This is a genomic window from Synechococcus sp. BMK-MC-1 (assembly GCF_014279955.1).
GTDB lineage: Bacteria > Cyanobacteriota > Cyanobacteriia > PCC-6307 > Cyanobiaceae > Synechococcus_C.
This window is the reverse complement of record NZ_CP047939.1, coordinates 1883443-1908351: the sequence shown is the minus strand read 5'-3', so window position 1 is coordinate 1908351 and position 24909 is coordinate 1883443. Positions and strand designations below refer to the sequence as shown.

The window sequence follows — 24909 nt, the reverse complement described above, 5'->3', positions numbered from 1 at the left end:
ATTAACGGATTCGCCAGCTGCGGCGGGAGATCAACTGGGCGCCGGTGATCTGCTGGCCTGCTTTGAGGGCTTCCTTGATGGCGGCCTTGTCCGGCCTGCTGGTGGTGGTGATGTGCAACCACTGGGCATCGAGGGCGTTCTCGTCATCGATCAGTACGGCCTGCGTCTTGCGCGAGCTCAGCTCGTGATGCGGCAAGGAGAAGCGGGTGGCTGACGGCTGCAGCCGGGTGAGAACAAGCAGCAGCAAATCCTCAAGCGCATCGGCTCGGCTGGCATCAGCGCGGGCCAGTTCGGTGAGGCGCTTGGCCTGTTACTGGCGGTAGGCCGCCTGAGCACGCAGGTGCTCGATCACCCAGCAGCTGGCATCGGCCTTGGCGGTGAGAGCTTGTGTGTTGTTCTCCTCCGCCAGAAGTGCAGCCTCCAGCTCAGCCAGGGCTGAGGCGCGCTGCTCTGGGGCATCGGTTTCCAGCTGTTCGGCCAGCAGGCCGATGGCGGTGGTGAGCTCCTGGGCCTCGATGCCCAGCTGCCAGAGGGAACCGGAGCGCTGGAGCGAGCAGGACGGTCCGGCGGCCTGGGGGACAGCAGAGGAGGCTGCCGCCAGCGCAGGGGCAGCGACTGGAGCGGCAGGGATCGGGTTGAGAACAGCCATGACAGCTGAAGAGGAATGAAGGAACTGAAGTAAGAACGATGCGCTGATGGGGCGCAAGGCTTCAGGGGCGGACGGAGGCAGGAACCGCCCAGAGCCCGGCCGACGTGCTGACCTCAGCAACGGCGATCGGCACTGGAGAACGGGGCGCCATTCGGCAAGCCAGATTCAGCAATGAGGCGGTGCCGGCACCGCCGGGAAAGGCCACCACCAGCACTGAGGCGATCGCGCCCGGGCCGGTGTGCAGCACCGCTTGAGCGATGGCCCGCTTCAGCAGCGCGCGGTTGCGGATCGGCCCGGCGGCTCGGCCATGGCGCTGCCATTGGGCGGGCATCACCAACGACGGCCAACCCAGCTGATGGGCTGCTTGGCCAATGGCAGCATCGGCACCGCGGGCACCGCCATGGAGCAGCAGATGCACCAGCCGGCAGCTGCTGCGGGCCAGCAATTCAGCGGCAACTCGCTGATGCGGCCAGGCCAGATCACGGCCGCCGCCAGCCACGATGACCAGCGAGCGTGCCGGAACGATCTCCGGCCACGATTGAAGACATAAAGCCATGGATTCAGTTGCCAGAAAGGACAACTGATCGGGGCATCACAACCGTTTAGGAATACGCAGCAGTGATGGCGAGACCAGGAATTCAGTTGCCGCCGGCGATGGGCTCTGGGCCATTGGCGCAGTCTTTATTCTATCAGTACAAATGCACTTTAAGCCGGCCAAAACGACTGCAGTGCAATGGATCTACGCAAAGCAAAGGCATGCGCTGATGGATCGAAAAGCTGATAAGCAAACCCACCAGATTCAGGCCTGAATACCCAGCTGGCCGCGCAGCCGGGCGAGGAAACTTGAGGCTCACCTCTCCCCTATCCAAGCGCATGCGAGCCCGGCCACCGCAGCCGCGGGAGAGCAGCTTTGCCCACCACCTCACCACCGGCCCCGAAGCGGAGGGCGGCGGCGTCTGCAAAGCCAGGCCGACTTGGACGGCCGAACACATCGGTGACACTCCGTGCCGCCAAGGACCACGACGAGCACTTGATTACGTCGTTGGCTTATTCAAGAAGCGGCCCTTCTCGTCCACAAAGACCACCACAATTGCGGGAGGCCTTGCTCGACACCCAGATCATTACCGACGAGCCCCGAGACCTTTAAAAACCCCAAACCTTCTCACATCCCTTCTCACACCCAAGACAGTCGAACAAAGAACACCAGTGGTGGGAATGAATCTTGGCTTTTACAACCAAAGCCTTCTAAGCAGTCGGTCGATGGTTCGAATCCATCAGGGGGCGTACTCAAAAGACTCATCAAGCACAGGGTTCTTGGTTGTCCCGAGAGCCCTCATTTTGCGCTGTTGATCTCCCGGCGGTTGTTGAGCCCATTGCGCTGATGCCAAAGCGCCGTCACCGGGGCAAACCGGAAGAAACTCAAAAGCAGCAGTGGAAGGATTACCGGCGCCGGTGTCGTGGACCGGAATGGGGGGAGAGATATACAAAGGAGGAGTTGAGGCTGATGCAGGAGCGTGGCCGTCAGCTGCGTGAAGGCGAATATGGATCAGTGACTTGGAACGACCTGCTGGGTGAAAGGTGATGCCGAGTAACGAAAAACCCCGCCATTTAGACGGGGTGAATGTTTTGTAGGGAGATCGATAGCGACAACCACGCCCCCCCTGCTTTCCCCTTGCGGGTTTTGTATCGCTTGCAGTCAGCAAGGAACTGCGTCAGGCATCCATAGATATCTGCTTTGGCCACTTGAAGAAGTAAGCGCTAGAGACCAAGCGATAGCCAGTGGGGCACGCATCGACGCTATCTATCTCACCATTGTCTTAGGTGCTTTTCACTCAATTCTAAGATTTCTCGCAGCAGTTTTGACCAGGATTTTTTCCAGAGATTGAAATGTCGTGACGAGTGCATTGAAAGGATTCGACCACACCAAATCCAGCTCCATGACTTTTCCTGTGATGTTGCTGCATCTAATTGCTGTTAGCATAATCGTTCCATGTCTGGTGGCAGTCGGTCTCAGCCAAAAGGTGCATGATTGGACTCCCAACGCTTAAGCATTCAAGCTTTGATGAGCACTCTACTCTGCTGCAGAACAAGCAACAAAAAACCCCGCCATTACGACGAGGTTTTTACTGAAGTAGAAATTCTGATGCGACGTTGGCGGAACGAAGAAAAAGCCTGCTTGATCGTCATGGCTAGATTTTGAGTAACGCCTCCCTGATACCAGATGAGCATCGGCGAGCTAGTCACAATCAAGTTGACCCACCCCTTTATCAAGGGCATCAATCACTCTGCGATCACGGCTCCCCCTGGCCAGGAAAAGAAAGCCCGCAGCTTTTACTCAGGCTTACTGAAAATGGAGGAAGGGGCAATCCCTGCCCACCTTGGCAATCTGCAAGGGCAAGTGAAGACAGGGATCATCTGGTTTGTTTTTAATGACGCAATGATCCATATCGTTTTTGATGAGGCTCATACTCCGATCCCAGCAGGCCGACACCTCTGCTTCCTAATCAATGGTCTGACGGCTCTTCATCAGTCATTAACAATCCATGAACATGCGCCCTTTGGGGAAGAAAAGCTCTCAGATCGCAAACGCTTCTTTGTGAAAGATCCCTTTGACAACTGCCTGGAGTTCCTTGAATTCCAACAAGCAAAGGCTTGAGTTCCATCACCCTGCAATCCCTTTCATACGAATTCAATAGGGAATGTTGACTCAGCGGAAGTCGAAATCATCCTTGTGTTCATGGAAAAACGCTTGCATCACTGCTAAAGCCTCAAGGTTTGCCAAGGTCTTCTGCGCCTGGGCCACCATCACTCGTCCATGGGGAACGCATTCAGCAACAAGAGCAGCACCCTCTGAGGCATCAACCTTCACCCGCTCCATGCAGGCATTGATGCGCTCGCTGATGCTCGCCATGCCTTCCGTTTCTGCTGCCATAGCAGGGGTGATGCTGCTCAAAAGCAGGCGTTGGAGCGCAGCGGTGGCGGCGTCAAAGCGAGGAATTGTCATATAACCATTGTCGTCAAGACCGGCTCCAATTGCAGCGATAGGCCGCTTAATCCCCAAATCCAGTTGCACGTTTTTTGGGCTTCGTCTTTGTTGGCGTTTCTGCAACACGATCCGACGGGCTCACTGCTGTGACGTCGTTAAAGATCAGTCCATCAAGCCAAACGGTGATGATATAGACGACGATCAGAACTGGGATAATGACGCCCCATTCATTGGGAAATTCATAGGGAATCTGCCTGACTCCATAGATCGCCAGGTATCCGGTGATCAGCGTGAAAACAAAGCGCCTGATGGTGGATGGATTCAACGCGCCGATGCCTTGGAACAACAGTCAGTCTCCCACCAACGCTCCATGATTGGTTTGGTCATTGGAGACGGCGTCAAAACTTCCTTGGATAGGGAGGATTACCCGCAAGGTCAACATTGATTTCTCTGCAGATATTCATCCACGCATCCAGCCCGAAATTGACGCCCATCGGACCATCGATGAACTCCTGAAACTGCTCAGCTGTGATGCCTTCGCGCACTTCCCAGATGCAGAAAGCCGGACCCTCTGGACCAACCGGGCAGAAAGAGTGATTGTAGAAACCAGCTTCGAGGTTTTTGGCAACAGCTTCATCCCAACCACCGCCAGGGGCCATGGCTGTTTGCGCAGCCTGCCACCATTGCGCAGCCTTGCCTGCACGGAACTCATGGTGCACATGGAAGAACTTGGATGCCATGCATCAGTTCCGAAGTGGATCTGATCTTCGCGGTTCAGAAGGATTCCGCAAGTCGCAGAGCCAACACCCCGAGGGCCTCATTCAGGCGCTGTTGCTTGGATTCGCAGCGCATCGGACTCAGGTACAGACGCTCCCGTCAGCGCGGAGGGTTTCTGACCAGCACAAGCCAGACATCCCCCATTGATGCGATACGGCGCCAGATGGTTGCGCAGGCAGCGCGTCCCCCGGAAAAAGAGCACCTGGCCGCGCTCCCGCGCGTGGGCATCCGTTAATGCCAACCTCAACCAACTCTCGGGCACCTGACCTTGCAGCGCGCTCCTGTTGCGACGCGCCTCCTCCCGCCGCTCCTGCTCATCGCGATCATTGCGCGCCTGAACAGCCTCAACCTGCAGCTCCCGCGCGCATGCATGGCAAGCGATCACCACCGGTTTTTTGCGCAGGGTGTTGTGGGACAGCTTGTCTCCAGGAACCTCCCGCTCTCGGCCGCAAGCACAACGGCACCACCAGTACACATTCCCGCCCTTGGTGCGCCGCTCTGAAAGCCGCAGCACCGTGAGCTTGCCGTACACCTCACCGACTCGATTGCGGGGTTGGGATGGCATTCAAACCACCGTCATGGCATCAAGACATCAGCGCGTGATGCCAGCCGGATGGATCCGGCGTTGTGCAGCTGCCCGTTCTGATCCCACTTGCGCCTGAAATCCTTGAGGATCCCCTCGCGAACCGGAGGAATCGCCACGAGCCCAAGGCCCAGGGCAAGGAACAGAACAATCAGCACCGTGCGTTCCCTTGAGCTGGTGGCGTTTGGATCCTGATCCATACAATCGGAGCGCACCTGTCCCATGCTGGTCCAGTTCGCGGCAGGCGTCTAGAGGTGCAGCCGAGATGACGTGATGACAAAAAACCGACGACTGATCCTCACCGCATTGATCACGGGCTGCTGGATCGTGCTCCTGTCGCTGCTGAACAGCGGGATTCAGACGGTTGTGATGGCCACCATGTGGGACCTGAACACGATGTTGCCGCCCACCTTTGTGTGGCCCACCATCGCGATTCTGATCCTTGTGTTGATCGTGGTGCTGCTGGCTGTCCCCGCCCTGCTGATCTGGGAGATCTGGCGTCGCCCCTGAGGCTCAGGTCTGATTACCGCCCAGCATGTCGTCGTAGCCCTCATAGGGGTTGTATTCAGCCCAACCGGGACTGCCCTGATCCAGCAGGCCGTACTCACCATCGATCATGTTGGCCCTGGTGTTGCCGTAGGGGACCGTGTTGCAGGTGATGCCTCCCCCAGCCGCTGGCTGACAATCGTCGAAACGGATCTGGGCTTCCGCCGGGATCACCGAGAAAGCCACCATTGCACCGAGGGTCATGGCGGGCAAAGACTGCTTCAAGGCCTGCATGAGTCATGGCAATACTTCAGATAGTTTGCAGGCCTAGGCATTGGAATGGAGCTCATAGGCCCCAACAGAGACGATCGCTGTCCTGCAGGGTCCGCAGGGCCCGATCGCCTCGACCTTCAGAGAGCTGAACCATCACCACCTCCGCTTGAAGACCGAGGAGAAGAGATTGGCAGGGAAATCGTTCCCTGCTCGCAGCACGGCGTTGCAACTGCTCGGTGAGGTCCAGGGCACGGGCGCACTGGCTGGCATCCTCCGTTGTGAAGCAGGCGATGAGCTCAGGCCTGATGCCATCCAGGGCACGGGCCAGCGCAGGACTGAACGGGATGGTCGCCGCCAGACACAGAAGACACAGCCGCCTCATACGCCGATCACCAGCCACTGAGACCATTCTCCTGAGAGACTATTGGGGCTTATTTGCTGAAAGGATGTACACAGACTGGACCGCTGTCGCTCTGCTGCTGTTCACCAGCGTTCCCCTGCTGGCTGTGGTAGCCACCGCCACCTTCTTCATCTGGCAGCAACGGAAGAAGCAACTGCGTTGACGGCCTCGGCTGCGGCTTGGTCCAGCCGCGACTTCAGTTCTGCATCCTCAGCATCGACAAAGCCTTGTCCCAAACAGGCCAGACAGGTGCGGAACTGCTGTTCACCCACCCGCTGAATTCCACTGCCACCGCAACAGGAGCAGACCTCCATGACCACAATCACGCAATGGCTTCAGTGTGGGAGCAATGGGCCCCATTGATCCCGAAGCCTTCCTTAAGAATGAAGGCAATTGCTGAGACTCTGCCATCGCTTGGGCTGACGGCCAACGTGCTCGAGCAACTCAAGCGCTGACATGGACGTGCCAGCAGGCACTAAATCCAGGGATGCGGCGAGGTGGCCCACCACTCGATCAGGCCCCCATCCTTGTTGTTTCAGGGGCTCCAATCCACTGGCCCGCTCACGCTTCGAGAGCTTCAAGCCGTCCTCCGCAAGAAGCAGAGGCACATGGCAGTAGGCAGGTGCCGTTTGCCCCAACACCGCCGCCAGAGCCTGCTGCGGCAGACAAGCCGGGGCCAGATCCTGGCCGCGCACCACCTCGGTGATCCCCAAGGAGAGCTCATCCACCACCGTGGCCAGGTGGTAGGCCACGAAACCATCAGCGCGGCGCACCACCGGATCACCACACGAGGATGCATAGGGTTCCGGCACGGTGAGCCTCCAGGCGGGAAGCCGGCCATCCTCGAAGCCCCAGCTCAGGCCTCGGCCACGGCACGTTCCTGGATAACGGGAGATCCCGGCCAGTTGCCGGCGGCTGCAGCGGCAGGCATACACCACTCCCCCGCGGCGCAGGGCCGACAGGAAGAATCCATAGAGACCCCGGCGTTGGCTCTGGAACACCACGGGTCCATCCCAGTGGAGACCGAGCCACTGCAAATCGTTCAGAGCGGACTCGGTCGCTCCGGGCCGGATCCGCGGCGTATCAAGGTCATCGATGCGGAGCAGCCACTGGCCTTGGTGACAACGGGCCTGCAACCACGACAGCAAGGCAGTGCGAAGATTTCCCAGATGCAGCGGGCCTGAGGGCGTGGGAGCAAAGCGTCCTCGATATCCCTCGGAAGCCATGGCTTCACCACGGCGCAGGATGGCAAGCAGGTGGTCTGGGCAGATCACAAAAAAAAGGTGGTCCCGTAGGACCACCTCAAAGCGTTCAACAGGTGCGGATCAGCCCTGAACGCGGTCCTTAAACATCTTGCCAGCGGTGAAGGCAGGCACACGCTTGGCGGGGATCTTGATCTTTTCGCCGGTCTTGGGGTTCAGGCCCTGACGGGCGGAGCGCTCGCGGGGCTCGAAGGAGCCGAAGCCAAGGATGGAGACTTTCTTGCCTTCAACAACGGAGTCGATGATGGTTTCGATGGCAGCGTCCACAACCAGGGACACGTCGGTTTTGGTGAGCTCGGTGCGGGCAGCAACCAGATTGACGAGATCGGCTTTGTTCATGGAAAGGGAGGAAAGTGGCGGAAGCGGTTGGAACGACAATGCGGAAGTCGACATCCGCACGGCTTGCCTGAGCGCGCCAATCGTATGGAGGTCTGAGCAGAGCGGCAACCGAAAAACACCGTGCCGCAATGCTTTCTCTGCAATGTTGCCTGATTCAAACCTCAGATCCATTGCGCTGCCCGGCGGGACTCCAACTGCTGAATGGGGCCAGACGCCCACCGCGCAAGGCGCCAAGCCCGGCTCCAGATGCCAGTGAGGGAGCGGCTTCTGAAGGTAGCCACTCGCGCAGACGCTCCAAGCTGCGCTGCTGTCTTGGCCAATGAAAGGTGCGCCGGTGCTGCAGCGGGGCCAGAGACTCGGCGGCAACCGGCACCAGCAAGCGTCCGCAGAAGAGCACATTCGAGGGGGCTGGGGCATACACAACCGCATGGCCCGGGGTTGGCCCTGGGGTCCAGAGCAGGCGTAAGCCGGAGATGGTGGTGTGAGCCTCGGCAAAGGTGCCGAGGTCTTGAACCCCCGGCAGGAGATACGCCTCCTGCTCCTGCAAGAGCACCGGCCAATCAAGGCGTTCCTGCAGGCGGCGCAGGCGGCCATGCCCTTCCCGGCTGGTGAGCAGGATGCGAGCCACACGGCCTCCAGCCAGCTCCTTCAAGGCCGTCAGGGTGGCCTCGGTGAGCGGGGGGCAGTCGATCAGCACCGGTTCCGGAGCCACATCAAGCCACCAGGACGAGCCACCGCGGCAGTCGCGATTGGGGGGGAACAACCAAAGATCCGCACGAATGCGCTGCGGAGGGCGTCCGGGTTCCAGGGCGGAGGTCAACACAGTCACGGTGCTTCACCGCAGATACCACTACTTTGAAACCAGTGCGTCCTGCGGCCGGCGGGTGGTTCGGTGAGCGCAATCCTTCGAGGCAGACCCTGGCCCCTGGGCAGCACCGTGACAGCACGGGGCGTGAATTTTTCGGTGGCCGCGCCACGGGCCAACCGGGTGGAGCTGCTGCTCTTCAGCAGCAGTGAGGCTCCCAGTCCTGAGCGGATCATCGATCTTGATGTGCACACCCATCGTTCCGGCGACTACTGGCATGTGGAGGTGGAGGGCCTAACGGAGGGCTGCCTCTACGGCTACCGGGTGTTCGGGCCGTTGGCGCCGGGTGGGCATGGATTCCGGCCCGCGAAAGTGCTCCTCGATCCCTGCGCCCGGGGGATCGAGGGCTGGTCGGTGTACCAGCGGGAGATGGCCACCGGGGCCTCACCGAACACCGACTGCTGCCTCAAAGGTGTGGTGTGTGAGCGCGACCGCTTCGACTTTGATGCCCACCCCAGACCGCGCCACAGCTGGCAGCAGACGGTGATCTACGAACTGCATGTGGGGGGCTTCACCCGGCGCAGCGACAGCGGTGTGGCGCCGGAGCGGCGCGGCACCCTCCTGGGGGTGATCGACAAGATTCCTTACCTCAAAGCCCTCGGTGTCACCACGATCGAGTTGCTGCCGGTGCAAGCCTTCGATCCGCACGATGCGCCTCCAGGCCGCGACAACGTATGGGGCTACAGCCCGCTGAGCTGGTTCGCCCCGCACGCGGGCTACATCTGCGGAGACGACCCCCTGCAGGCCCGCAAGCAGATGCGCGCCCTTGTGGCCGCCTGTCATGACGCCGGCCTCGAGGTGCTTCTGGATGTGGTTTACAACCACACCACCGAAGGCAACCAAGCCGGCCCCACCCTGAGCTGGCGTGGGTTCGCCGACCGGATCTACTACCACCAATCCAGCAAAGGCAACTATCTCGATGTGAGCGGTTGCGGCAATTCAATCGCCGCGAATCAGCCGCTGACACGGGCCTTGATCCTGGAGTCCCTGCGCTGCTGGGCTCTGGAGCTGGGAGTGGATGGATTCCGCTTCGATCTGGGCATCGAGCTCAGCCGTGGAGAGGGCCTGAAACCACTCGACCACCCACCTCTGCTGGAAGCCATGGAAGCCGACCCGCTTCTCAGCGACCTCAAACTGGTGAGTGAACCCTGGGACTGCGGCGGGCTGTACCGGCTCAACGACTTTCCGGCCCAGCGCATCGGCACCTGGAACGGCCGCTTTCGCGACGCCCTGCGCGGCTTCTGGAAAGGGGATGAGAACACCACCTGGGCCCTGGGGCAACGCCTGCGCGGCAGCCCGGACCTCTACGACGGCAAGCCCGTGACGCTTGGGCGTTCGGTGAATCTGCTCACAGCCCACGACGGCTTCACGCTGATGGACCTGGTGAGCTTCAACAGCAAGCACAACCTGGCCAACGGGGAAGACAACCGCGATGGCGAGAATCACAACATCAGCTGGAATCACGGTGTGGAAGGGCCGAGCAGCGACCATGCGGTGACAGCTCTGCGCCGGCGCCAGCAGCGCAACATGCTCAGCACCCTGCTGCTGGCCCGCGGAGTGCCCATGCTGTTAATGGGTGATGAAGTGGGCCGCAGCCAGGGGGGTAACAACAACACCTGGTGCCAGGACACCCCACTGAGCTGGATGATCTGGTCGGATGATCACTGCGACAGGGACTTGCTCACCTATGTGCGGCGGCTGATCGCTGTGCGTCACCAACTCAAGGATCTGTTCACCCCGCTGATCGCCCACAACGAAAAGCCCCAGCAGCTCAGCAGTGATCCTGAGGGGTTCTGGCGACAGTGGCATGGCGTGGAGCTGGGCAAACCCGATTGGGCCAGCTGGTCCCATTGCCTGGCCCTGAGCGTGCACCGGGGCAGCCAGGGGGCGGTGCTGTGGGTCGGTTTCAACGCCTATTTCAAGGCCATGCACTTCGACCTGCCCGAGGCCGCCACACCGTGGCATCGCCTGATCGATACGGCCCTGCCACCGGGAGAGGACCTTCCGGCCCAGCCCGAACCCTGGACTCCATCGGGAGTGCCCCTAGAGGCCAGGAGCCTGGTGGTGATGGTGGCCAGGGAGTACACCAATGGCCTCAAGCTCTAAGCCAGGAGCGCCAAGGCCTAAAACAGCCAGGAGCCCGGGTAGAACCGGATTTCAGGAAGCGGGCGGCGGGAATCGAACCCGCATCATCAGCTTGGAAGGCTGAGCCATAAATCGCCCAGTCTCATTGCTAGTACTGACTTCTCAACAAGGAAAATGCCGCATGTGAGATGTTTGGTGAGATGTTTTGCCTCCGGCAGCCGGTCAAGGCTGGGGGCGCCCGGGGGGCATGCCCGTCATGCCGCAGGCACGCGAGACGAAAGCGGGACATGCGAGAGGCAAGTGCAAAGTCGCCCCTTATTCAGGGAAACGGCCGCTTCGCTGAATAAGGATCCGGCGAATTCAAGGTTCACTCAAAATGGTCGGCAGATACGGCTTGAACGACCCACGCAGCTTTCACCTCGCTGCGCTCCATGACGCAAGGCTGAGCAGACACCGCAGGACTCCGTATCGATCTGCAGAGCGCACCTATCGGTGCGACAGCGGCCGTCCTTCAACGTGCCACGGCTCCGCCGTGGCCTGCAGCGGCCAGCCGCCGCCGCCCTCCGCTCCGGGTCCGGTGTTGGGGTGGTGGGCATGGCTGCTCTCCCGCGGCTGCGGTGGCAGGGTCATCGCTCGCGTTGATGGGCATCGGAAAGGCATCAAGTGTCCTCGCGCGGCTGCGCGGCCAGCCGGGCATTCAGGCGGGAATCTGGTGGTCTTGCTTATCAGTTTTCAATGCCGCCGGCTGATCAGTTTGCTAGGCGTCAATCCATTGCGCCGCAGCCACTCTGATCGGTTCTTAGTGCATTTGAACTGGTAGAATAAGGTCAGCGCCAAAGGCCCCGAGCCCATCGCCTGCGGCAACGAATTTCTCGGACAACTTGCCCCGTTCGTTTGCTCTGTAGCCCATGAGCTTGTCCTCTGCTGCAGTGGCCCAGGCCGCTGCATTGCCTTCACATGGCCTCCTGCCGCCGCCGGCGTTGGCCCGTCGCTCGCTCGTCATCGTCGCTGGCGGTGGTCGTGATCTCATCTGGCCTCAGGCGCGCATCGCCTCTGCTCTGCTTCAGCACAGCGGTGGCCGGCCTGTCCATCTGCTGCTCCATGGCGGTGCCCGTGGCGCCGATCGCGCCATCGGCCGCGCTGCCCACCAGCTCGGCTGGCGCGTCCAGTCGCTCGCCGCTGATTGGCGCCGTTATGGCCGCCGTGCTGGGCCCATCCGCAATCGGCGTCTGCTCGAGCAGGCCCTGGTGGAGGCCCAGGCCCACACCTCCCCAGCGTTCAGCGCCTCGGTGCTGGTGATCGCCTTCCCCGGTGGGGCCGGCACGGCCTCGCTGGTGCAACAGGCCCGCCGCTGCTCCTCCCGCTCGCCGGTGCCGGTGGTGGTGATGGAAGTGCCGCCGCCGTTCTCGCCAGAGCCCCTTGCCGCCTGAGCGGAAGTCGCCGTCTCGTTTTTCTTGTCCCTCGTCCCCATTCACCTGCCCATGGCCGTTCTCACTACACCCGCCGCTCCTTTCTCCCCGGCTGTCCCCCAGGCCTCCGGGCCTGCCTGCTCGCTCCAGCGTCCCGGTTCCCTCTGGCAGCTGGGCATCGAGGCCCAGGAGCTCACCACCGCCATCGGCCAGCTGGCTGAACAGCTGGAAACCGATGACAACGACACCCGGGCCCAGGCCCTCGCTGAGCTAGAGGCCGCCCTGCTTGCAGAAGAGGGCAACAAGCAAGCCCTCTTGGCCAAGGCCGATGCCACCTGCTGGGTGATCGACCACCTGCGTGGTCAGGCGACCTACCGCCAGCAGCAGGCCAAGCGGCTCACCGAGCTCTCCCGCTCCGACGCCGGAAGGGCCGATGCCCTGGAGGAGTCCCTGGTGCTGGTGCTCACCCGCCTGCAGCCCACCTCTACCCGGTTCTCCTTCCCCAATCACGAGCTCAGCTCCCGCAGGTCCTCGGCCGTCGTGATCGACGACGAGCAGGCCCTCGATCACCAGTGGCTCGCCGTCACCACCAGCAGCAAGCCAGACAAGGCCGCCATCAAGGAGGCCCTCAAAGCCGGCCAGCAGATCACCGGTGCCCAGTTGATCTCCCGCCGCAGCTGGCGCATCCGTTAACCCGGCCCATCCCCTGTTGACCGTCCTCCTCTCCCCGTCCAACGCCATGCACCCCACCACCGCTGGGTTCTCCCCTGAGCAGCTAGCAGCCCTCTCCGCTCCCCTCGATCGCGCCAAGGTTCAGACCCGCCAGCAGGCCGGGCGATCCCTCGCCTATCTGGAGGGTTGGCAGGTGATCGCCGAGGCCAACCGCATCTTTGGCTTTGACGGCTGGCAGCGCGAAACCATCGCCCTGGCATGCGTCAACCAGAGCGAGCGCTCGATTGGCCACGATGGTCGCTCTGGCTGGGGCGTCACCTACACCGCCCGTGTCCGTATCCGCGTCGGTGCAGTGATCCGGGAAGGCAGCGGCGCCGGCCATGGCATCGACGCTGACCTGGGCCAGGCCCATGAATCCGCGCTCAAGGAAGCCGAAACCGATGCGATGAAGCGGGCATTGATGACCTTTGGTAATCCGTTTGGTTTGGCCCTCTACGACAAGCAGCAGCGGCAGGTCACCAGCCCGGCGTCATCCACACCACCCAACACCCGCCATCGGCTGACGGCTCAACGCCCGGGCGCCGTGAGCAACGCAAAGGCAGAGGACGGCCTGGAGCCCCTTGATGCCGCCACGGTCCAGACGATCCTTGCCACGGTCCGCAGGTTGCCTCGCCCAGAGCTGGAGGGTTTCACCAAGGCGTTCCGCAAGCGGTTCCAGGTCCCCGCAGAGGCGACATCGATCGCCGATCGCATCAACCAGCGGCGGCATCATGACTGGATTGAAGCGTTTCTCCTGCAGCACCAAACAGTGCGGAAGCCAACGTAGGAATCGGTTCTGAAGCGATTGATTCGCCCCGCATGGCTCCTGCCTTGCTCGGGAAGCCTGCTGAACTGCATCAATCCACAAGGGGAGGTGTGTTCAGGGGAAGCTCAGGGGTTGGCCATGGGGCTGGCGATCACGCCACCCGGCCTGCCCCGGCTTGCGCACCGCGCAAGGGCTGACGCGAGTCGCTGCGCGACCCTTGCGCGGCGCAGGCGGCGCCGGGGCTCAACAGCGGTGTCGTTCGCCAGTCCAGTCATGGCCGCCACTCCCCTGGTCCGCACCTGCCCGATCCGCATCATCTCGGTCCATCTGCTTGATGCCGCCGGCCGGCTGCTGCGGGTGCTGTTCCTCGATCGCGAAGGCCACATCAGCGCCGAGCCGCACTTCGTGCCACGGGCCGAGGCCCTGATCCTTGCCTCCAATCAGCAGCGGGTGCTTGGGCCCCAGGCCAGGGTTCAGGTGCTGTGACGCGCCTGGCCGGAGGCGGCTTCGCCTCCGGCTTGCCTCCACTGGTCTCGATGCCAACAAACCCTGTCAGCGACTACCAGAAGCACACAGGCCTGGGTATAAACCGGACAATTGCGGCAGCCCATGCCCGGCTACGCCATCAGCGCAATCACCGAGGCGGCGTCATCTGTTGTAGCCGTAGGCAGGGCCCTGAGCCTCGGGGCCGCGATTGCTGGATAGCAGATGCCCATCCCTGCTTTCGATCGGTTTGGCCTGCTGCCTGGTGGCATTCATGAGTGCACCATCGAAGAGGTCGAGATGAACCTGGCTTGGAATGACGTGCGGCGCCAGCTGACTGCTCAACTGAGGGACTTCATTGCCGTTGAGTTGGTACCGCGGTTTGCCGTGGTCCCTCCTGTTGTTCTCGATGGCAGTTACGTCAGCCAGAAGGCCAGCCCGAGCAATATCAATCTGGTTCTTGAGCTCAGCGATCTTCCCGATACCGACCAGTGGGAGGGGCAGATGCTGCTTCAGGGCAAAGCAGAACTGTTCCGCAGCTACCAGATCGATCTGCATCTGGGCTTAAACGGTCTCAAGAAGGATTTCGTTGATCTGCTGCAGAACCTGCGCCCTCAGACGGCCCTCGAAAAGGGGCTGTATCACGGTCATCGCAAAGGCGTGTTGAGGTTGATGTGATGGGCAGTTGGATCAAGGCGATCGAGGCCAGGGCCCTCATCATTCACCAGGAACTGCAGACAGCTCGCGCGCTTGCTGTGCGCATGGGCCAGGAGCCTGATGCCATCAGCGGACCCTACCTGGACATGCTGGCCAAGCTCTACCGGGAAGACTTTGCTTACGCCTCACTGGCTGATCAGGCTGATCTAGTGGCCCGCTTTACTGGGCCTGGTGTTGCCAGACCGGAACCACCGGTGTCCCTGGTCACAGGGGCCTTCTCCAAGCTGCGCACCCAGATTCAGCACATCGCTAAATCGATCGCCGGCCTGGAGGATAAGAAGCTGCGCTGGCCTACACATCTTGATCCTCACCTTTCCGGCCTGGCCTACGGCAGTCTCGTTGTCGGCATGCGGGTGCCGCGTCCTGGGGAAGTCGACTCCCAGGGCCAGCTTGTTCTTGAAGGCGTCACCGACGGGCTGTACGCGGCGGTGCGTGATGCAGTACGCAGCCTGCCGATCATTCCCAGGTTGATCCAGGAAGATGGCGTCAGCGACGAGGTCTATTCGCTCTTCCCTGACCCGGCGGTGCGGGACACCGTGATGCTGGCTGCACACAAGCTGGCGCCGACCAAAAGCAGCAAGGGCATCACCGATCTGTTTCTGAGCTGCCCCGGAGAAGAAAAGATCGCTCCGTTGCCACTCACCAAGAAAAGCCGGGAGATCCTGAGGCAGACCCTCGTCCAGCCATCCAGCAAGCGCTCCAGTGGCACAGATTCCTTTGAAGGTGTTGTGCGGGAAATCGACCTGGATGCTCTGCGCTTTGAGATCCGAGGAGCCCGGTATCAGCGTGGTATTCGCTGCATTTACGACGATCGGCACAAGGGAACAGTGCGCGAGATCCTTGACTGCAATGTCCGCGTCAGTGGCAGCTACGAAGCCTCGGCTGATGAGCAGCCCAGGCTCGTGGAAGTGGAAACCATTGAGATCCTGAAACAGCCCGAAAAGCAGATAGATCTTCTCTAGAGATTGAATCTGCACTTGATGCGTCCATCTGCTCCGGGGCTTATATCGCCCGGAGCTGACGCTTGCAATCATCCAACGTGATCACACACACCACTGTTCGATCGCTGTTGATAACGCGATAGGTTTTGCCCGTTGCCATGCACTTGGTGCGGGCATTGATAAAGGCCTTGAATTCCGTTTTGAAGCTGATTTCCCTGGCCCATCCCTGATCGACAAGGCGCTCGATCGTGTACATGGCGAACACATCCTCTGAGCTAACCACACGATGCAGAGCTCAGAGGATATGGCCAGAAAGTTTCAGTTTGACCTTGGGATCATGCCTGTTCAAGTGAGCAACACAGCACCTGTGGCCAGCAGCTCCTGGCGATACCGCCTCAGGCCGGCTGGGCTGATATGGGCGACCTGGGCGCAACCATTCATCCAGAACTGAACCGCCACCAGATCCGCATGGGCGGTGGAGCCGAAACGCTGTTGCCGGAAGGATGCGTGTGACTTGAGGGCGTCAGAAGCCATGCCGAAAGCGCAGGTTGCCGCAGGAAACCGCATCCAGCGCAGGCCTGATGTTCGCTCTGCGATGGATTCAGAGATTGCGTCCGCCCTGATCGGTGGTGACAGCAGCGGCACTGGTGGGGTTCTGCAACGTGCGCCAGCTGCCGCAGGCGGTGCTCACCTCCACGCCGATCGACGCCTGGATCGGATCAAACGCCAGCAAACGACTCCAATGAATCGCCGTCTCCAGGGCTTCCGGGAGGGAGGCGAATTCGTCGTCGAGATGGGGATGGGGCTGCATCGCAGCATCGGTGAGGCGATAGCGGCGCTCGTCTGGCATCAGCTCGGATCCGCCAGACTTGTGTCGCTCACTGGGGCACCCTCGAGCTCCAGTTCCCGCACCAGCTCAAAGGCGCTCCAGACGTCCTCCACCTCACGGCAGTGATGGTCGGTGTCGCAGACCCGGTAGCGACCGGGTCGCAACCGCTCAATCGAGGAGCCGCGCGGGGTGCAGGCCACAGCAAAGGCAGGCATCAGTCTCAAGCGTCTCGGGATTGTCTAGTCCGGATCGGCGGACGCTGTTGTGATCGATGCAGCACTTGGCCAGAAAAAGGCGGGGGTCTCAAGCCCGCCTGGCATGACAACGGCCGATGCAGGCTTCCCAGCCCGCTGTCCCGAGCGTCCCGCAGCTGACGGGGTGCCGCGATCAGACCAACCACTCATTTCTCAGTTGTCTCATTCAGGTATCTCTCGCCACCGGGATTCAGCAACTGCCCGGCCAGCTCCGCCGCCTTGAGGCAGCGCTGCGCCCGCCGTTTGACGTCGTCCTGGCTGCGGCCACGCTCGATATAGGCCTGCATCGCTTCTGGGGTTTCGATCAGCGCCAGCAATCCAGCGTTGCGGCCCTTGAGGCGTGGATCCAGCAGCAACTGGCTCACCAGTCCCTCGCTCCAGAGCCGGTGGGCATCGTTGCCCGGCGCAAACAGCTCCTGGTGCAGGATCTGCAGGCACTGCTGCTTGAGCAGGTCCAACTGGCCCGGCTTGAGCCGACGGCTGTTGGGCAGGCCCCTGGCAGCGTCTGCCTCATGCTCGACACTCCAGCTCAGACCGGTGCCCGGCAGGCCCACCGTGCTGCGATTGCCGCCGCTGCGGTTCACCGGGATGTTGAAGGAAGCACCCCGGCCACCCACGGAGATCGAACTCAGCCCGTTTTTGGAGAAGTGAAACCGCAACGGACCCAAGCGGGCGGATTTGCGAAAACGAAAGGCCATGGAATTTCAGCTGAGGCCGCCGATGGTCAGCACCACCAACTGGCGCAGCTGCTGCAGTTCCGCTGAGGTGATCTCTGACTGGGTAACGGCGGTGATGCGTGTCTTGGCCACACAGGTCAGGTGCTGCGGAAGCAAGTAGCTCAGCTTTTTGCAGCCATTAGTTCTGCATGGCTGCAGCACCACCGTCAAATCGGGAATGGCCAAGGCTGAGTCGCCTGTCATCGGAACAACCAGCACCGTGGGGTACGCCGGATCGAACAGCTCAGTGTCCTGAACCACAACAGCCGGCCGGAGCTTGTTCGGCTCTGGAGGCTGAGGATTTTGGGCTGGGTCGGCTGGTTCCTTGCGCCAGTCAACGGCAACAATCTGCCCGGCCTTGAGCTCCACCCCGGTTTTCAGCGCGTGATGGGCTCAGGGGTAGCCCAGTCGTCGATGAAGGCTTTGGCCTCAACATCAGTGGCGATGTGATCAGCGACCGTTTTGCTTTGGGCCCGGATGCGGGAGCGCAGGGCATCCACGGCGCTCACAGAACTGCTTACCGCCACAACCCGTCTGCCGCCACGTTGCCGGCGACGGACAGAGAAAGGAGCATCAGGCTCCTGAATCGCTCGATCGGCTGGGGTCATGAGGGCAGCGGCATTCACCGACCGCATGGGCAGTGCACCAACGTTAATCCCGATGTCTCTGGCACGCTCTCTGGATGGCAGCACCCCGGCCACCCACGGAGATCGAACTCAGCCCGTTTTTGGAGACGTGGAACCGCAGGGGGCCCAGTCGGGCGGATTTGCGGAAACGAAAGGCCATGGCATCAACAACAGATCAGCAGTTCTGCGGGCAATAGCGCCTGGTGCGAGCGTCGAGAGACGAGCCCTAACCAGACGGCTATTCAAGGAAACGCCCAGTTCTTTAAATAAGCCAATCATCTATTCAAAGTTCGTTCAGGGGGTTCTGCCGTGCGGCGTGAGGCCACCGGCCACTAGATGTTGTGTCTCACCACGTTGATCAGCTGCCGGCCGCCCAGGTCACTGCCCTGAGGCTCACAGTCCTGGAGGGCCTGTCTCTGCGGGCTGCTGCCGAGCGGCTGGAGATCAGCTGCATGTCAGTGCAGCGCGCTCAGAAGAAAGCATTGGCAGCTTTGCGCCAGCAGCTCACTGGTGGGGGCTGAGGCCCTCGTCTGACTTCCGTGCTGCTCTGCGTTGTTGCCAAGGCGTTGGCCGCAGGTCCCTCCATGCTGCGCGCCTTGGCAAGGGTGATACGAGCCAGCCGGGCTGAAGGTTCGGCTTCGCTGCGCTGCGCCATCGGGGCGGGGCTGGCCCTTGCCGGACGGCGCGGCTGCAGGGCGGGTCCTGCGTCACCTCACCTGTGGCTGCTCATCCGTCCCATCGCGCTTCTCTCTCCTTTCCATCACGCAATGCCAAAACCGGGCCGATTGCGGTCTCCAGCACCAGCCGCCGCACCTGAAACCCCAGCAGCCGCGCCGCCTCTTCCAGGAATCCCAGGTCGTCGTGCTCCAGCCGCAGCCGCCGCACCGAAGGAGTGCCCACGCGGGTGCCAGGTGGTGGCGAGATTTGCACTTCTGGGTCGGGCGGGCTGCGGATACTCCAAGATGATTTGCACAAACCGCCGCTCTGTTGTGGACGCCTCGCATCAGGCCACCCCGTCGCTCCCATTCATCCGCCGCCGGCCGTGCCTGCCTGCACTCCTGATGCTGTTGTTCAGCGGCGCACCAGCAGCGCTGCGGGCCGAGCCGATGCGTGCGGCCCCAGACCCAGTAGATTCATTGCCTGTTGATGTGCAGCAGCTCTCCATCCCGGTATCGGATCAGCCGCAATCCGACGCCAATCCTTGGGCCTGGACGGCTGAGATTTACGGCTTCGCTCCGTTGCGCACCACTGGCGACACCACCGTGCGCGGCTTCACGGTCGAGAGTGACGTGACCCTTGGCGAGGCTCTGCCGTTGCTCGAGTTTGGCGCAGCCCTGCGCGGCAGCGTTGAACACGAGCGCTTGGGCCTGCTCACGGATCTGAGTTACGTGCGCCTCGGTGCAGAGAAGGTGCGGACAGGTCGCTACGGCGTGTTCAGCGGCAGCGGTGAACTGACGACGATCCAGGGGCTCTACGACCTCGCTGTGCGCTATCGATTCGGTGATCGCGAGACTGCCGTGGGCCGTCCAGGTCAATTCAGCGTCATCCCCTATGCAGGACTACGCCTGGTGCAGGCGGAGCTGGGAGTCTCGGCGGAGCTCCTCAATGGTCGCCAACAGCCGGAAGGAACACTTGATCGCACCTGGGTGCAGCCGCTGCTGGGGACCCAGGCCGGGGTGTTTCTGTCTCCAAGGCTGCAGCTGTTCGCCCGGGCGGATATCGGTGGCTTCGGTCTTAGTGGCAGCGACGATCTCAGCGGCAATGCCCAACTGGGACTGGCCTATGCAGTGGGTAACAGCACCCAGCTGCGGCTCTCCTGGCGCTACTTCGGCATCAACTACAACAACGGAGGCTCACCGGACAACGGCTTCAGCAGCTATCAGAACGGTTTGGAGGCTGGCGTGAAGGTGTTGTTCTGAGAAGCATGCATGGGTCCGCGCGGCGCGGATTTGCATGGTTGTGCCAGCTGGCTGCTCAGACGCTACCCGCTTCAGCCCCCGCCTCGATGCTGCAGCGGCCTCAGAATCTCCCTTTCGGCGCATCCAGTCGCGATCAGTTCTGGGCATGAACCGTTTTCAATCCTCGAGATGCCGATGATCTTCCACCAGTGCCGCTGTCGTGCTCTGAATGCCGCTTTGCTCGGTGCCGGGGTGCTGACCGCTCTGTTGGCGGGGACCCCGGTTCTGGCCCTTGAGGAGGTGCTGATCGAGATTCCTCTGCTGGAAACCACCGTCAGGGTGAGCCTCAATGAGCTGGATAGTGCTGAGAAACTGCAACAGGGAAGCAGTGATCTGGCGGAGCTGGATCGTGCCACCGATGGCGCCGTCGGGCGTCAGGTGCGGAGCCTCCTCCTGCAGCCCGTTCCACTGAGCCTCCGGCAGGTGGCCGCTTTGGCCTCCCCCTTTGCGCACAGGCCGATCGGGGGTTCGTGATCACCTTCCCGGCTCATGGCGCCCGGGCGGCGGCAGCAGCCGCTCACTGCAGCTGAGGGCTGCAACGCAAGCTCAGGCGGCGAGCAGCTCCAGCAACCGACCTGAGGCATCCACCAGCCGGTGACGCTTGCCGGTGGATGCAGCCCGCTGCATGGCGACGCGATAGGCGTCGGTCTGGTTCTGCTTGCTCTGAAGGTGATGCCAATGGCCGTGTTGGTCCTGCCATTCGATGTTGACCGTCATGGCAGGCAACCGGAGCAACATGAGACCAATGAGTCTGGCAACGCAACGGTTGGTCTGTGGTGCCAAGGGCAGCAGCACCTTGACGTGTGCTGGGTGAGCTTGCTCTGGGCCTCGCCAGTCTGAGGCCCTCCTGGTGTCGGGCCTCCCCTGGGCTCGGTCCCATCGCTGCGCCGCACCGGCGCCGATCACCATGGCCCTCATCTCCTCAATGGCTGCAGGTTTTGGCTCCCCGCAGGAGGATCCATTCCTGTTGCTGGAATCCACGCTCAAGGCGGTGGAGCGCCTGCTGCGTCATGCCGATCAACGGCCGCTGCAACGCTGCTGGATCGATCACCCCTATGGAGAAGAGGAGCGCACCCGCCTGGAGGAGGAGGTGTTGCCCGCGATCAGCCGCTGCCTCCAGCGCATCGATGAAATCGATCATGAGCTCGAGCTGGAGCAGGATCAGCAGCACCAGGCTGGAGCTGGTGGGGGCTGAGGCCCCAATCAGCTCAGCTGCACGACTGTTCAGAACAACGTGTCGGGGTCTGCAGCATCCAGAGCTGTTGACTGCTGGCGCCAATCGGCCTGCTCCAGCTCCAGTGCGGCAGCCAGCAGTTCGCTTTTGCTCAGGCCACGCTCCAGCTGCACGCCATGCCGCTGCTGCATGGCCGTGATGATCGCTGCTTTGGTCATCGCCTGCAGATCGATCTCCTCCGTGCTGCCGGCGGTTGGATCCTCAGCGGCTGCAGCCATCGCTTCTGAGGCCGGTAGCACCAGTGATGGCTCGGCTTCCGCGTCCTGAAAGACCTCGCTAACGCTCGCCGCGCCAGCATCACCGTCCGCTGCTGCTGCTGCCACAGCTGTCATGCCTTCACCAGCCAGCACCTCTTCTCTCGCCTCTGCTGGGGGCATCGGCGCATCCAGGCCATTCAGCCGTTGCCAGCCCAGCGCCTGCCAGCCCGCACCATGCACCGCCGGGGTGTGAATGATCCGCTCCCCCAGGCGGTAGCTCTGCCAATCCTCCGTGCTCCGTCCCATCGCGTTTCCTTCCCTGGTGGCTCGTCCTGTTGCGGTCAAGCTCATGGCAGCAGCGAACGGCCGTTGATCTCGAGACGTTCCACCCATTTGCTCTGCGCCTCCTGATAGCCGCTGTCGCCACTGCAGAGCAGCAGTGCCGGGGTGCGCTCCGCCGCTGGCAGGCCGCCATCACCACTGACCGCATCCACCAGCCGCGCCTGCGGGCAGGCAACCAGCAGATCCGCCAGGGAAAACACGTTCTCCATCCAGCTGCTGCCGTTGCTCAGCACCGGGCTGATGCCACCGGGGGCATTGCTGCCGTCGTAACCCACGATCAGCACACCGTGGGTGTCGGCACGCCAACGGACCGTGAGTCGATTGCTGCCGTCATTGCTCGTGACGCCGATCGCCTCGCTGATCGCCGGGCTGAGTTGATCACAGCAACACACCAGCACGCGGATGTCCGCCCCCGCCGGAGCATCAGCAGCGTTCAGGTCCACCAGCAGATTCAGGTAGGGCGTGGCCACCGTCACGGCTTGCGCTGGTTCCACATGGGGGCCAGCCGGACCGGCCTGGTTCTGCCAGACGATCAGCAGGTGCTGGAGTTCAGCAAGCGGCAGCAGGTCCAGGCCGCAGGCGCCGTAGATCGCCTTGTTACCGCTGCCGCCGCCCTGGAAGGCACCGGCCTCATTCACTCGAGCGGTCGTGGTCAAGGTGATGCCAACACCGCTGCAGTGCGGTTGCACCCGGGCGCTGTTCACCGAGCAATCCAGACCCGCCAGGGGCGGTCTACGGCGCGGCACCTGCTGCCGCCAGCCCTGCTGCCGCCAGCGGTTGGCATGCACCACCGGCACCAGCTGCTGCAGGTTGTCCTTCTCCAGCGAGCGCCAACTGCGGCTGCCCGGCAGCAATGGCATCACAACGGCTCGGTTCTCTTGGCTCATGGCTGTCTCCTCAAGCAGGCGCGGTTCAGGCGGGGAGGGTGGCGGTCAGGCCACAGCTGAGATCGGCCGGTGTGCCCGGACTGGCGATCGCCTTGGCGGCTGCCATGCACGGCCACCGCACCTGGTCTGCATCGGCGGCATCGATCTGCAGGTCATGGCCGCTGATGAACGCCTCCACCCGCCCGCCTTCTGCCGGCAGCGACACCGTGGCAGCGCTCTGGAAGCTGCCGAGGCTGCCATCAATCCGCTGCGGCGCCAGCTGCAGCTCCACCGTCACCGCCTGGTCGTGGCCGGAATGGCAACAGATCAAGGAGAAGCGCACGGCGGCATCGAGCTTGGTGCTCAGCAGCACCTCGGTGCCGGATGCCCGCTGCTCGGCCACCGGGCGATCAGCGCCTGCGGCCACAGGACCGATCAGCACGGTGGCGGCATCAAGCAGGGGATTGCTCCGCGCTCGGATGTGAGGAATGGGAATGGCGGCCATGGTTCAGAGATGGGATGGACTGAGAGGAAGGGAGCGTGACCAAAAAGGGCGACAGCAGCGTTTCAAGGAGCCGCCGCTGCCGTCATCGCCGCCGATGGCGTGATTCCATGCAGCCGGCCGGCGGACCTGGGGTGCAGCACGGCAAAGCCGACGTACCAATCCACCCGCGTGCGGAACACCGGCGCATCCGGCACCTCCCCCAGATCCCGCACCGAAATCCCATAACGCCCCTGGAACGGTCCCTGCAATCCGGTCACCCCCTGATCACCGAGGGCGAGGCAGTAGATCGAGCTGGTGCCACCCGCCTCGTCGTAACCCATCACCTCACGGCCCTGGGCATCACGGTCCACCGTCAGGATCTCGCAGTCCTGGTAGCGGTGCACCGTCATTCCCAGCGCATTGGTTTCAGCGCTGTAGGAACAGCACTGCTCGCTGCGGGCGAGGGCATTGAGCTGCCGCCGCATCGCTCGGCTCATCAGCAGCACCTTGGGACGGCCCATGCCGTCCACCGAATCGATCAGGGCATCAAGTGGATCAAAACTCAGCGGTGCATCGCCGTTGTCGATCGCCATCGCATCCGCTGGCGTCAGCCGTTTGGCCAGGCCATCAAAGGCGCGGGCATCGGCAGTGGCGTCACCATTGACGATCGTCGCCTCCAGGGTGAGACGCATCGAGCGGATCTTCATTTCGATCTGGCTGGCACGGGCCTCCGGGCCCATCAGATCCACGATCGAGCGATCCACATCCACATCGCCGCCAAAGAGATGCACCGCCTCAGCGCGTTGATCGATCACGCCGTAGCTCTGGCTGTAGCCCTCATTCACGGCGCGGAAGCCAACGGCGGGCAGTTCTGCTTCTGCGGCATAGAACAACCCACTGCCGTTGATGTTCAGAAAGGGCAGGCGGCCGAGCAGTTCACCTTCTGAGAAGGTGCGCAGCACCGCCAGGTGTTCCAGGCGGGTTTCGTACTTGGCCGCCTCGATCAGGGTGAGGCCCATGGCAAGAGAAATGGGGCCGGGCCCCAGCGACGTCACCCGCTATTGCCGAGGCGGCTGCACGGCTCAGCGGTAGTGGTAGCGGCAGGCCAGGATCACGAGCGTGGCGCCCTCCAGCAGGTAGACGAGGCGATGCTCATCATCAATCCGGCGCGACCAGCACCCCGACAGGTTTTCGCGCAGCGGTTCTGGCTTGCCGATGCCCACGAACGCATCGCGCAGGCAAGCCTGAATCAGTTGGTTGATGCGGCGCAGCTGCTTGCGGTCCTGACCCTGCCAGTAGAGGTAGTCCTCCCAGGCAGCGGCAGTCCACGCCAGTCGATCAGCTGCCGGCATTGAGCGAATCGACGTCGATCAGGGGGTGCGTCAGCAGCTCACCGCGCTCGGCCTGCTCCAGGGAGCGCTGCAGATGGGCGGCGTTGGCGGGAGAGCGGAGCAGATGCACCGTCTCCATCAGGCTGTTGTAGGTATCGAGCGACATCACCACGGCACCCTGGGAGTTGCGCCGCGTGATCAGGGTCACATCGGCGTCGGCCTCGACGCGATCGAGCACGGCCTTGAAGCGCTCGCGGGCCTCAGAAAAAGTGACGACCTGCATTGCACACGTCCAACTCCTTGTACAAGAGCCTAGGGGCAACGGGCTTGGCCCGCTGCG

45 protein-coding genes are annotated in these 24909 nt (G+C 62.3%); 13 read left to right on the top strand and 32 right to left on the bottom strand.

Annotated features, from left to right (window positions below; genetic code table 11):
* Position 1: 1 nt before the first annotated feature.
* From SynBMKMC1_RS14750 to SynBMKMC1_RS14555, 4 genes are all read right to left on the bottom strand, one after another.
* Positions 2-247 (bottom strand): siphovirus Gp157 family protein, encoded by a 246-nt coding sequence (locus SynBMKMC1_RS14750; RefSeq protein ID WP_255486180.1) that lies wholly within the window; start codon positions 245-247, stop codon positions 2-4.
* A 63-nt stretch (positions 248-310) separates the two neighbouring features.
* Positions 311-649 (bottom strand): hypothetical protein, encoded by a 339-nt coding sequence (locus SynBMKMC1_RS14745; RefSeq protein ID WP_255486179.1) that lies wholly within the window; start codon positions 647-649, stop codon positions 311-313.
* A gap of 61 nt (positions 650-710) precedes the next feature.
* A complete protein-coding gene (locus SynBMKMC1_RS10820; protein ID WP_186471731.1) occupies positions 711-1205 on the bottom strand; it encodes an SLOG family protein in 495 nt (164 codons plus the stop codon).
* 305 nt (positions 1206-1510) lie between these two features.
* Positions 1511-1663 carry a hypothetical protein gene (locus SynBMKMC1_RS14555; RefSeq protein ID WP_222930361.1) on the bottom strand — a complete coding sequence of 51 codons (153 nt, stop codon included), beginning with the start codon at positions 1661-1663 and terminating at the stop codon, positions 1511-1513.
* 1207 nt (positions 1664-2870) lie between these two features.
* Between SynBMKMC1_RS14555 and SynBMKMC1_RS10815 the strand changes: the two genes are divergently transcribed.
* Positions 2871-3305 carry a glyoxalase gene (locus SynBMKMC1_RS10815; RefSeq protein ID WP_186471730.1) on the top strand — a complete coding sequence of 145 codons (435 nt, stop codon included), beginning with the start codon at positions 2871-2873 and terminating at the stop codon, positions 3303-3305.
* 51 nt (positions 3306-3356) lie between these two features.
* On the opposite strand, the gene SynBMKMC1_RS10810 is transcribed toward SynBMKMC1_RS10815, so the two are convergent.
* The 5 genes from SynBMKMC1_RS10810 to SynBMKMC1_RS10790 all read right to left on the bottom strand — a co-directional run bounded on the left by SynBMKMC1_RS10810 (position 3357) and on the right by SynBMKMC1_RS10790 (position 5195).
* On the bottom strand, positions 3357-3722 hold the full coding sequence (locus SynBMKMC1_RS10810) for a hypothetical protein (RefSeq protein ID WP_186471729.1): 366 nt from the start codon (positions 3720-3722) through the stop codon (positions 3357-3359).
* Positions 3700-3981: a hypothetical protein gene (locus SynBMKMC1_RS10805; RefSeq protein ID WP_255486178.1), complete on the bottom strand. Its 282-nt coding sequence runs from the start codon at positions 3979-3981 to the stop codon at positions 3700-3702. The genes SynBMKMC1_RS10810 and SynBMKMC1_RS10805 overlap by 23 nt, the downstream gene beginning before the upstream one ends.
* Before the next feature lie 52 nt (positions 3982-4033).
* Positions 4034-4375 (bottom strand): hypothetical protein, encoded by a 342-nt coding sequence (locus tag SynBMKMC1_RS10800; RefSeq protein WP_011933817.1) that lies wholly within the window; start codon positions 4373-4375, stop codon positions 4034-4036.
* A 77-nt stretch (positions 4376-4452) separates the two neighbouring features.
* Complete coding sequence (locus tag SynBMKMC1_RS10795) at positions 4453-4977, bottom strand: hypothetical protein (RefSeq protein ID WP_011933818.1); 525 nt, start codon at positions 4975-4977, stop codon at positions 4453-4455.
* Positions 4978-4988: 11 nt separating this feature from the next.
* Positions 4989-5195, bottom strand: a complete 207-nt coding sequence (locus SynBMKMC1_RS10790) for a hypothetical protein (protein ID WP_186471728.1) — start codon at positions 5193-5195, stop codon at positions 4989-4991.
* 73 nt (positions 5196-5268) lie between these two features.
* On the opposite strand from SynBMKMC1_RS10790, the gene SynBMKMC1_RS10785 reads away from it, so the two are divergent.
* Complete coding sequence (locus SynBMKMC1_RS10785; RefSeq protein WP_011933820.1) at positions 5269-5505, top strand: hypothetical protein; 237 nt, start codon at positions 5269-5271, stop codon at positions 5503-5505.
* A 3-nt stretch (positions 5506-5508) separates the two neighbouring features.
* Here SynBMKMC1_RS10785 and SynBMKMC1_RS10780 read toward each other — a convergent pair whose 3' ends face one another.
* The 5 genes from SynBMKMC1_RS10780 to SynBMKMC1_RS10760 form a co-directional block, all read right to left on the bottom strand.
* Positions 5509-5745, bottom strand: a complete 237-nt coding sequence (locus tag SynBMKMC1_RS10780) for a hypothetical protein (protein ID WP_011933821.1) — start codon at positions 5743-5745, stop codon at positions 5509-5511.
* 82 nt (positions 5746-5827) lie between these two features.
* A complete protein-coding gene (locus SynBMKMC1_RS10775) occupies positions 5828-6136 on the bottom strand; it encodes a hypothetical protein (protein ID WP_186471726.1) in 309 nt (102 codons plus the stop codon).
* Between the two features lie 395 nt (positions 6137-6531).
* The gene (gluQRS, locus tag SynBMKMC1_RS10770) at positions 6532-7380 is read right to left on the bottom strand and encodes a tRNA glutamyl-Q(34) synthetase GluQRS (RefSeq protein WP_186471725.1); all 849 of its coding nucleotides are present in this window, start codon (positions 7378-7380) and stop codon (positions 6532-6534) included.
* Positions 7381-7479: 99 nt separating this feature from the next.
* Positions 7480-7755: an HU family DNA-binding protein gene (locus tag SynBMKMC1_RS10765; RefSeq protein ID WP_006043393.1), complete on the bottom strand. Its 276-nt coding sequence runs from the start codon at positions 7753-7755 to the stop codon at positions 7480-7482.
* A gap of 154 nt (positions 7756-7909) precedes the next feature.
* Positions 7910-8584 carry an MBL fold metallo-hydrolase gene (locus SynBMKMC1_RS10760; RefSeq protein ID WP_186471724.1) on the bottom strand — a complete coding sequence of 225 codons (675 nt, stop codon included), beginning with the start codon at positions 8582-8584 and terminating at the stop codon, positions 7910-7912.
* 63 nt (positions 8585-8647) lie between these two features.
* Between SynBMKMC1_RS10760 and SynBMKMC1_RS10755 the strand changes: the two genes are divergently transcribed.
* Positions 8648-10726 carry a glycogen-debranching protein gene (locus SynBMKMC1_RS10755; protein WP_186471723.1) on the top strand — a complete coding sequence of 693 codons (2079 nt, stop codon included), beginning with the start codon at positions 8648-8650 and terminating at the stop codon, positions 10724-10726.
* Between the two features lie 490 nt (positions 10727-11216).
* Here the strand turns inward: SynBMKMC1_RS10755 and SynBMKMC1_RS10750 are convergent, their stop codons facing one another.
* A complete protein-coding gene (locus SynBMKMC1_RS10750; RefSeq protein ID WP_186471722.1) occupies positions 11217-11354 on the bottom strand; it encodes a hypothetical protein in 138 nt (45 codons plus the stop codon).
* Positions 11355-11613: 259 nt separating this feature from the next.
* On the opposite strand from SynBMKMC1_RS10750, the gene SynBMKMC1_RS10745 reads away from it, so the two are divergent.
* From SynBMKMC1_RS10745 to SynBMKMC1_RS10735, 3 genes are read left to right on the top strand one after another with little or no spacing between them, the layout of a single operon-like run.
* Complete coding sequence (locus tag SynBMKMC1_RS10745) at positions 11614-12135, top strand: SLOG family protein (protein WP_186471721.1); 522 nt, start codon at positions 11614-11616, stop codon at positions 12133-12135.
* 51 nt (positions 12136-12186) lie between these two features.
* The gene (locus SynBMKMC1_RS10740; RefSeq protein WP_186471720.1) at positions 12187-12807 is read left to right on the top strand and encodes a siphovirus Gp157 family protein; all 621 of its coding nucleotides are present in this window, start codon (positions 12187-12189) and stop codon (positions 12805-12807) included.
* 16 nt (positions 12808-12823) lie between these two features.
* Positions 12824-13612 (top strand): RAD52 family DNA repair protein, encoded by a 789-nt coding sequence (locus SynBMKMC1_RS10735; RefSeq protein WP_255486177.1) that lies wholly within the window; start codon positions 12824-12826, stop codon positions 13610-13612.
* Between the two features lie 104 nt (positions 13613-13716).
* Here SynBMKMC1_RS10735 and SynBMKMC1_RS10730 read toward each other — a convergent pair whose 3' ends face one another.
* Complete coding sequence (locus SynBMKMC1_RS10730; protein WP_186471719.1) at positions 13717-13866, bottom strand: hypothetical protein; 150 nt, start codon at positions 13864-13866, stop codon at positions 13717-13719.
* Between SynBMKMC1_RS10730 and SynBMKMC1_RS10725 the strand changes: the two genes are divergently transcribed.
* The 3 genes from SynBMKMC1_RS10725 (at position 13865) to SynBMKMC1_RS10715 (ending at position 15753) form a co-directional block, all read left to right on the top strand.
* Positions 13865-14077, top strand: coding sequence for a hypothetical protein (locus SynBMKMC1_RS10725; protein WP_186471718.1), 213 nt, complete (start codon positions 13865-13867; stop codon positions 14075-14077). The two genes, SynBMKMC1_RS10730 and SynBMKMC1_RS10725, sit on opposite strands and share 2 nt — an antisense overlap.
* A gap of 222 nt (positions 14078-14299) precedes the next feature.
* Positions 14300-14752 (top strand): hypothetical protein, encoded by a 453-nt coding sequence (locus SynBMKMC1_RS10720; protein WP_186471717.1) that lies wholly within the window; start codon positions 14300-14302, stop codon positions 14750-14752.
* Positions 14752-15753, top strand: coding sequence for a hypothetical protein (locus tag SynBMKMC1_RS10715; RefSeq protein WP_186471716.1), 1002 nt, complete (start codon positions 14752-14754; stop codon positions 15751-15753). Before SynBMKMC1_RS10720 ends, SynBMKMC1_RS10715 begins: the two co-directional genes overlap by 1 nt.
* Before the next feature lie 40 nt (positions 15754-15793).
* Here the strand turns inward: SynBMKMC1_RS10715 and SynBMKMC1_RS10710 are convergent, their stop codons facing one another.
* The 8 genes from SynBMKMC1_RS10710 to SynBMKMC1_RS10675 form a co-directional block, all read right to left on the bottom strand.
* Positions 15794-16015, bottom strand: coding sequence for a hypothetical protein (locus SynBMKMC1_RS10710; protein WP_255486176.1), 222 nt, complete (start codon positions 16013-16015; stop codon positions 15794-15796).
* A 62-nt stretch (positions 16016-16077) separates the two neighbouring features.
* Complete coding sequence (locus SynBMKMC1_RS10705) at positions 16078-16266, bottom strand: hypothetical protein (RefSeq protein ID WP_186471715.1); 189 nt, start codon at positions 16264-16266, stop codon at positions 16078-16080.
* Between the two features lie 67 nt (positions 16267-16333).
* On the bottom strand, positions 16334-16582 hold the full coding sequence (locus SynBMKMC1_RS10700; protein ID WP_186471714.1) for a hypothetical protein: 249 nt from the start codon (positions 16580-16582) through the stop codon (positions 16334-16336).
* Positions 16582-16776 carry a hypothetical protein gene (locus SynBMKMC1_RS10695; protein WP_186471713.1) on the bottom strand — a complete coding sequence of 65 codons (195 nt, stop codon included), beginning with the start codon at positions 16774-16776 and terminating at the stop codon, positions 16582-16584. The genes SynBMKMC1_RS10700 and SynBMKMC1_RS10695 overlap by 1 nt, the downstream gene beginning before the upstream one ends.
* Before the next feature lie 185 nt (positions 16777-16961).
* The gene (locus SynBMKMC1_RS10690; RefSeq protein ID WP_186471712.1) at positions 16962-17513 is read right to left on the bottom strand and encodes a DUF4236 domain-containing protein; all 552 of its coding nucleotides are present in this window, start codon (positions 17511-17513) and stop codon (positions 16962-16964) included.
* Positions 17514-17519: 6 nt separating this feature from the next.
* Positions 17520-17900, bottom strand: coding sequence for a type II toxin-antitoxin system PemK/MazF family toxin (locus SynBMKMC1_RS10685; RefSeq protein ID WP_222930360.1), 381 nt, complete (start codon positions 17898-17900; stop codon positions 17520-17522).
* Positions 17901-17908: 8 nt separating this feature from the next.
* Positions 17909-18232, bottom strand: coding sequence for a hypothetical protein (locus tag SynBMKMC1_RS10680; protein ID WP_186473499.1), 324 nt, complete (start codon positions 18230-18232; stop codon positions 17909-17911).
* A complete protein-coding gene (locus tag SynBMKMC1_RS10675) occupies positions 18183-18317 on the bottom strand; it encodes a DUF4236 domain-containing protein (RefSeq protein WP_255486175.1) in 135 nt (44 codons plus the stop codon). Before SynBMKMC1_RS10675 ends, SynBMKMC1_RS10680 begins: the two co-directional genes overlap by 50 nt.
* A gap of 181 nt (positions 18318-18498) precedes the next feature.
* Between SynBMKMC1_RS10675 and SynBMKMC1_RS10670 the strand changes: the two genes are divergently transcribed.
* Positions 18499-18678 (top strand): sigma factor-like helix-turn-helix DNA-binding protein, encoded by a 180-nt coding sequence (locus tag SynBMKMC1_RS10670; protein ID WP_255486174.1) that lies wholly within the window; start codon positions 18499-18501, stop codon positions 18676-18678.
* 205 nt (positions 18679-18883) lie between these two features.
* On the opposite strand, the gene SynBMKMC1_RS10665 is transcribed toward SynBMKMC1_RS10670, so the two are convergent.
* A complete protein-coding gene (locus SynBMKMC1_RS10665) occupies positions 18884-19057 on the bottom strand; it encodes a hypothetical protein (RefSeq protein ID WP_186471711.1) in 174 nt (57 codons plus the stop codon).
* Between the two features lie 89 nt (positions 19058-19146).
* Between SynBMKMC1_RS10665 and SynBMKMC1_RS10660 the strand changes: the two genes are divergently transcribed.
* Together SynBMKMC1_RS10660 and SynBMKMC1_RS10655 are read left to right on the top strand one after the other, a co-directional pair.
* Positions 19147-20076, top strand: coding sequence for a hypothetical protein (locus tag SynBMKMC1_RS10660; protein ID WP_255486173.1), 930 nt, complete (start codon positions 19147-19149; stop codon positions 20074-20076).
* A gap of 168 nt (positions 20077-20244) precedes the next feature.
* Positions 20245-20589 carry a hypothetical protein gene (locus SynBMKMC1_RS10655; protein WP_186471710.1) on the top strand — a complete coding sequence of 115 codons (345 nt, stop codon included), beginning with the start codon at positions 20245-20247 and terminating at the stop codon, positions 20587-20589.
* Between the two features lie 72 nt (positions 20590-20661).
* Here SynBMKMC1_RS10655 and SynBMKMC1_RS10650 read toward each other — a convergent pair whose 3' ends face one another.
* On the bottom strand, positions 20662-20832 hold the full coding sequence (locus SynBMKMC1_RS10650) for a hypothetical protein (protein ID WP_186471709.1): 171 nt from the start codon (positions 20830-20832) through the stop codon (positions 20662-20664).
* A gap of 133 nt (positions 20833-20965) precedes the next feature.
* Here SynBMKMC1_RS10650 and SynBMKMC1_RS10645 point away from each other — a divergent pair, with 133 nt between their 5' ends.
* Positions 20966-21310 (top strand): hypothetical protein, encoded by a 345-nt coding sequence (locus tag SynBMKMC1_RS10645; protein WP_255486172.1) that lies wholly within the window; start codon positions 20966-20968, stop codon positions 21308-21310.
* A gap of 29 nt (positions 21311-21339) precedes the next feature.
* Here SynBMKMC1_RS10645 and SynBMKMC1_RS10640 read toward each other — a convergent pair whose 3' ends face one another.
* The 6 genes from SynBMKMC1_RS10640 to SynBMKMC1_RS10615 form a co-directional block, all read right to left on the bottom strand.
* On the bottom strand, positions 21340-21852 hold the full coding sequence (locus SynBMKMC1_RS10640) for a hypothetical protein (RefSeq protein WP_186471708.1): 513 nt from the start codon (positions 21850-21852) through the stop codon (positions 21340-21342).
* A 41-nt stretch (positions 21853-21893) separates the two neighbouring features.
* Positions 21894-22775, bottom strand: a complete 882-nt coding sequence (locus SynBMKMC1_RS10635; protein ID WP_186471707.1) for a hypothetical protein — start codon at positions 22773-22775, stop codon at positions 21894-21896.
* 25 nt (positions 22776-22800) lie between these two features.
* On the bottom strand, positions 22801-23259 hold the full coding sequence (locus tag SynBMKMC1_RS10630) for a hypothetical protein (RefSeq protein WP_186471706.1): 459 nt from the start codon (positions 23257-23259) through the stop codon (positions 22801-22803).
* Positions 23260-23321: 62 nt separating this feature from the next.
* Positions 23322-24257, bottom strand: a complete 936-nt coding sequence (locus tag SynBMKMC1_RS10625; protein ID WP_186471705.1) for a major capsid protein — start codon at positions 24255-24257, stop codon at positions 23322-23324.
* 63 nt (positions 24258-24320) lie between these two features.
* A complete protein-coding gene (locus SynBMKMC1_RS10620; RefSeq protein ID WP_186471704.1) occupies positions 24321-24590 on the bottom strand; it encodes a Txe/YoeB family addiction module toxin in 270 nt (89 codons plus the stop codon).
* Positions 24577-24852 (bottom strand): type II toxin-antitoxin system Phd/YefM family antitoxin, encoded by a 276-nt coding sequence (locus tag SynBMKMC1_RS10615; protein WP_186471703.1) that lies wholly within the window; start codon positions 24850-24852, stop codon positions 24577-24579. Before SynBMKMC1_RS10615 ends, SynBMKMC1_RS10620 begins: the two co-directional genes overlap by 14 nt.
* Between the last annotated feature and the right edge of the window lie 57 nt (positions 24853-24909).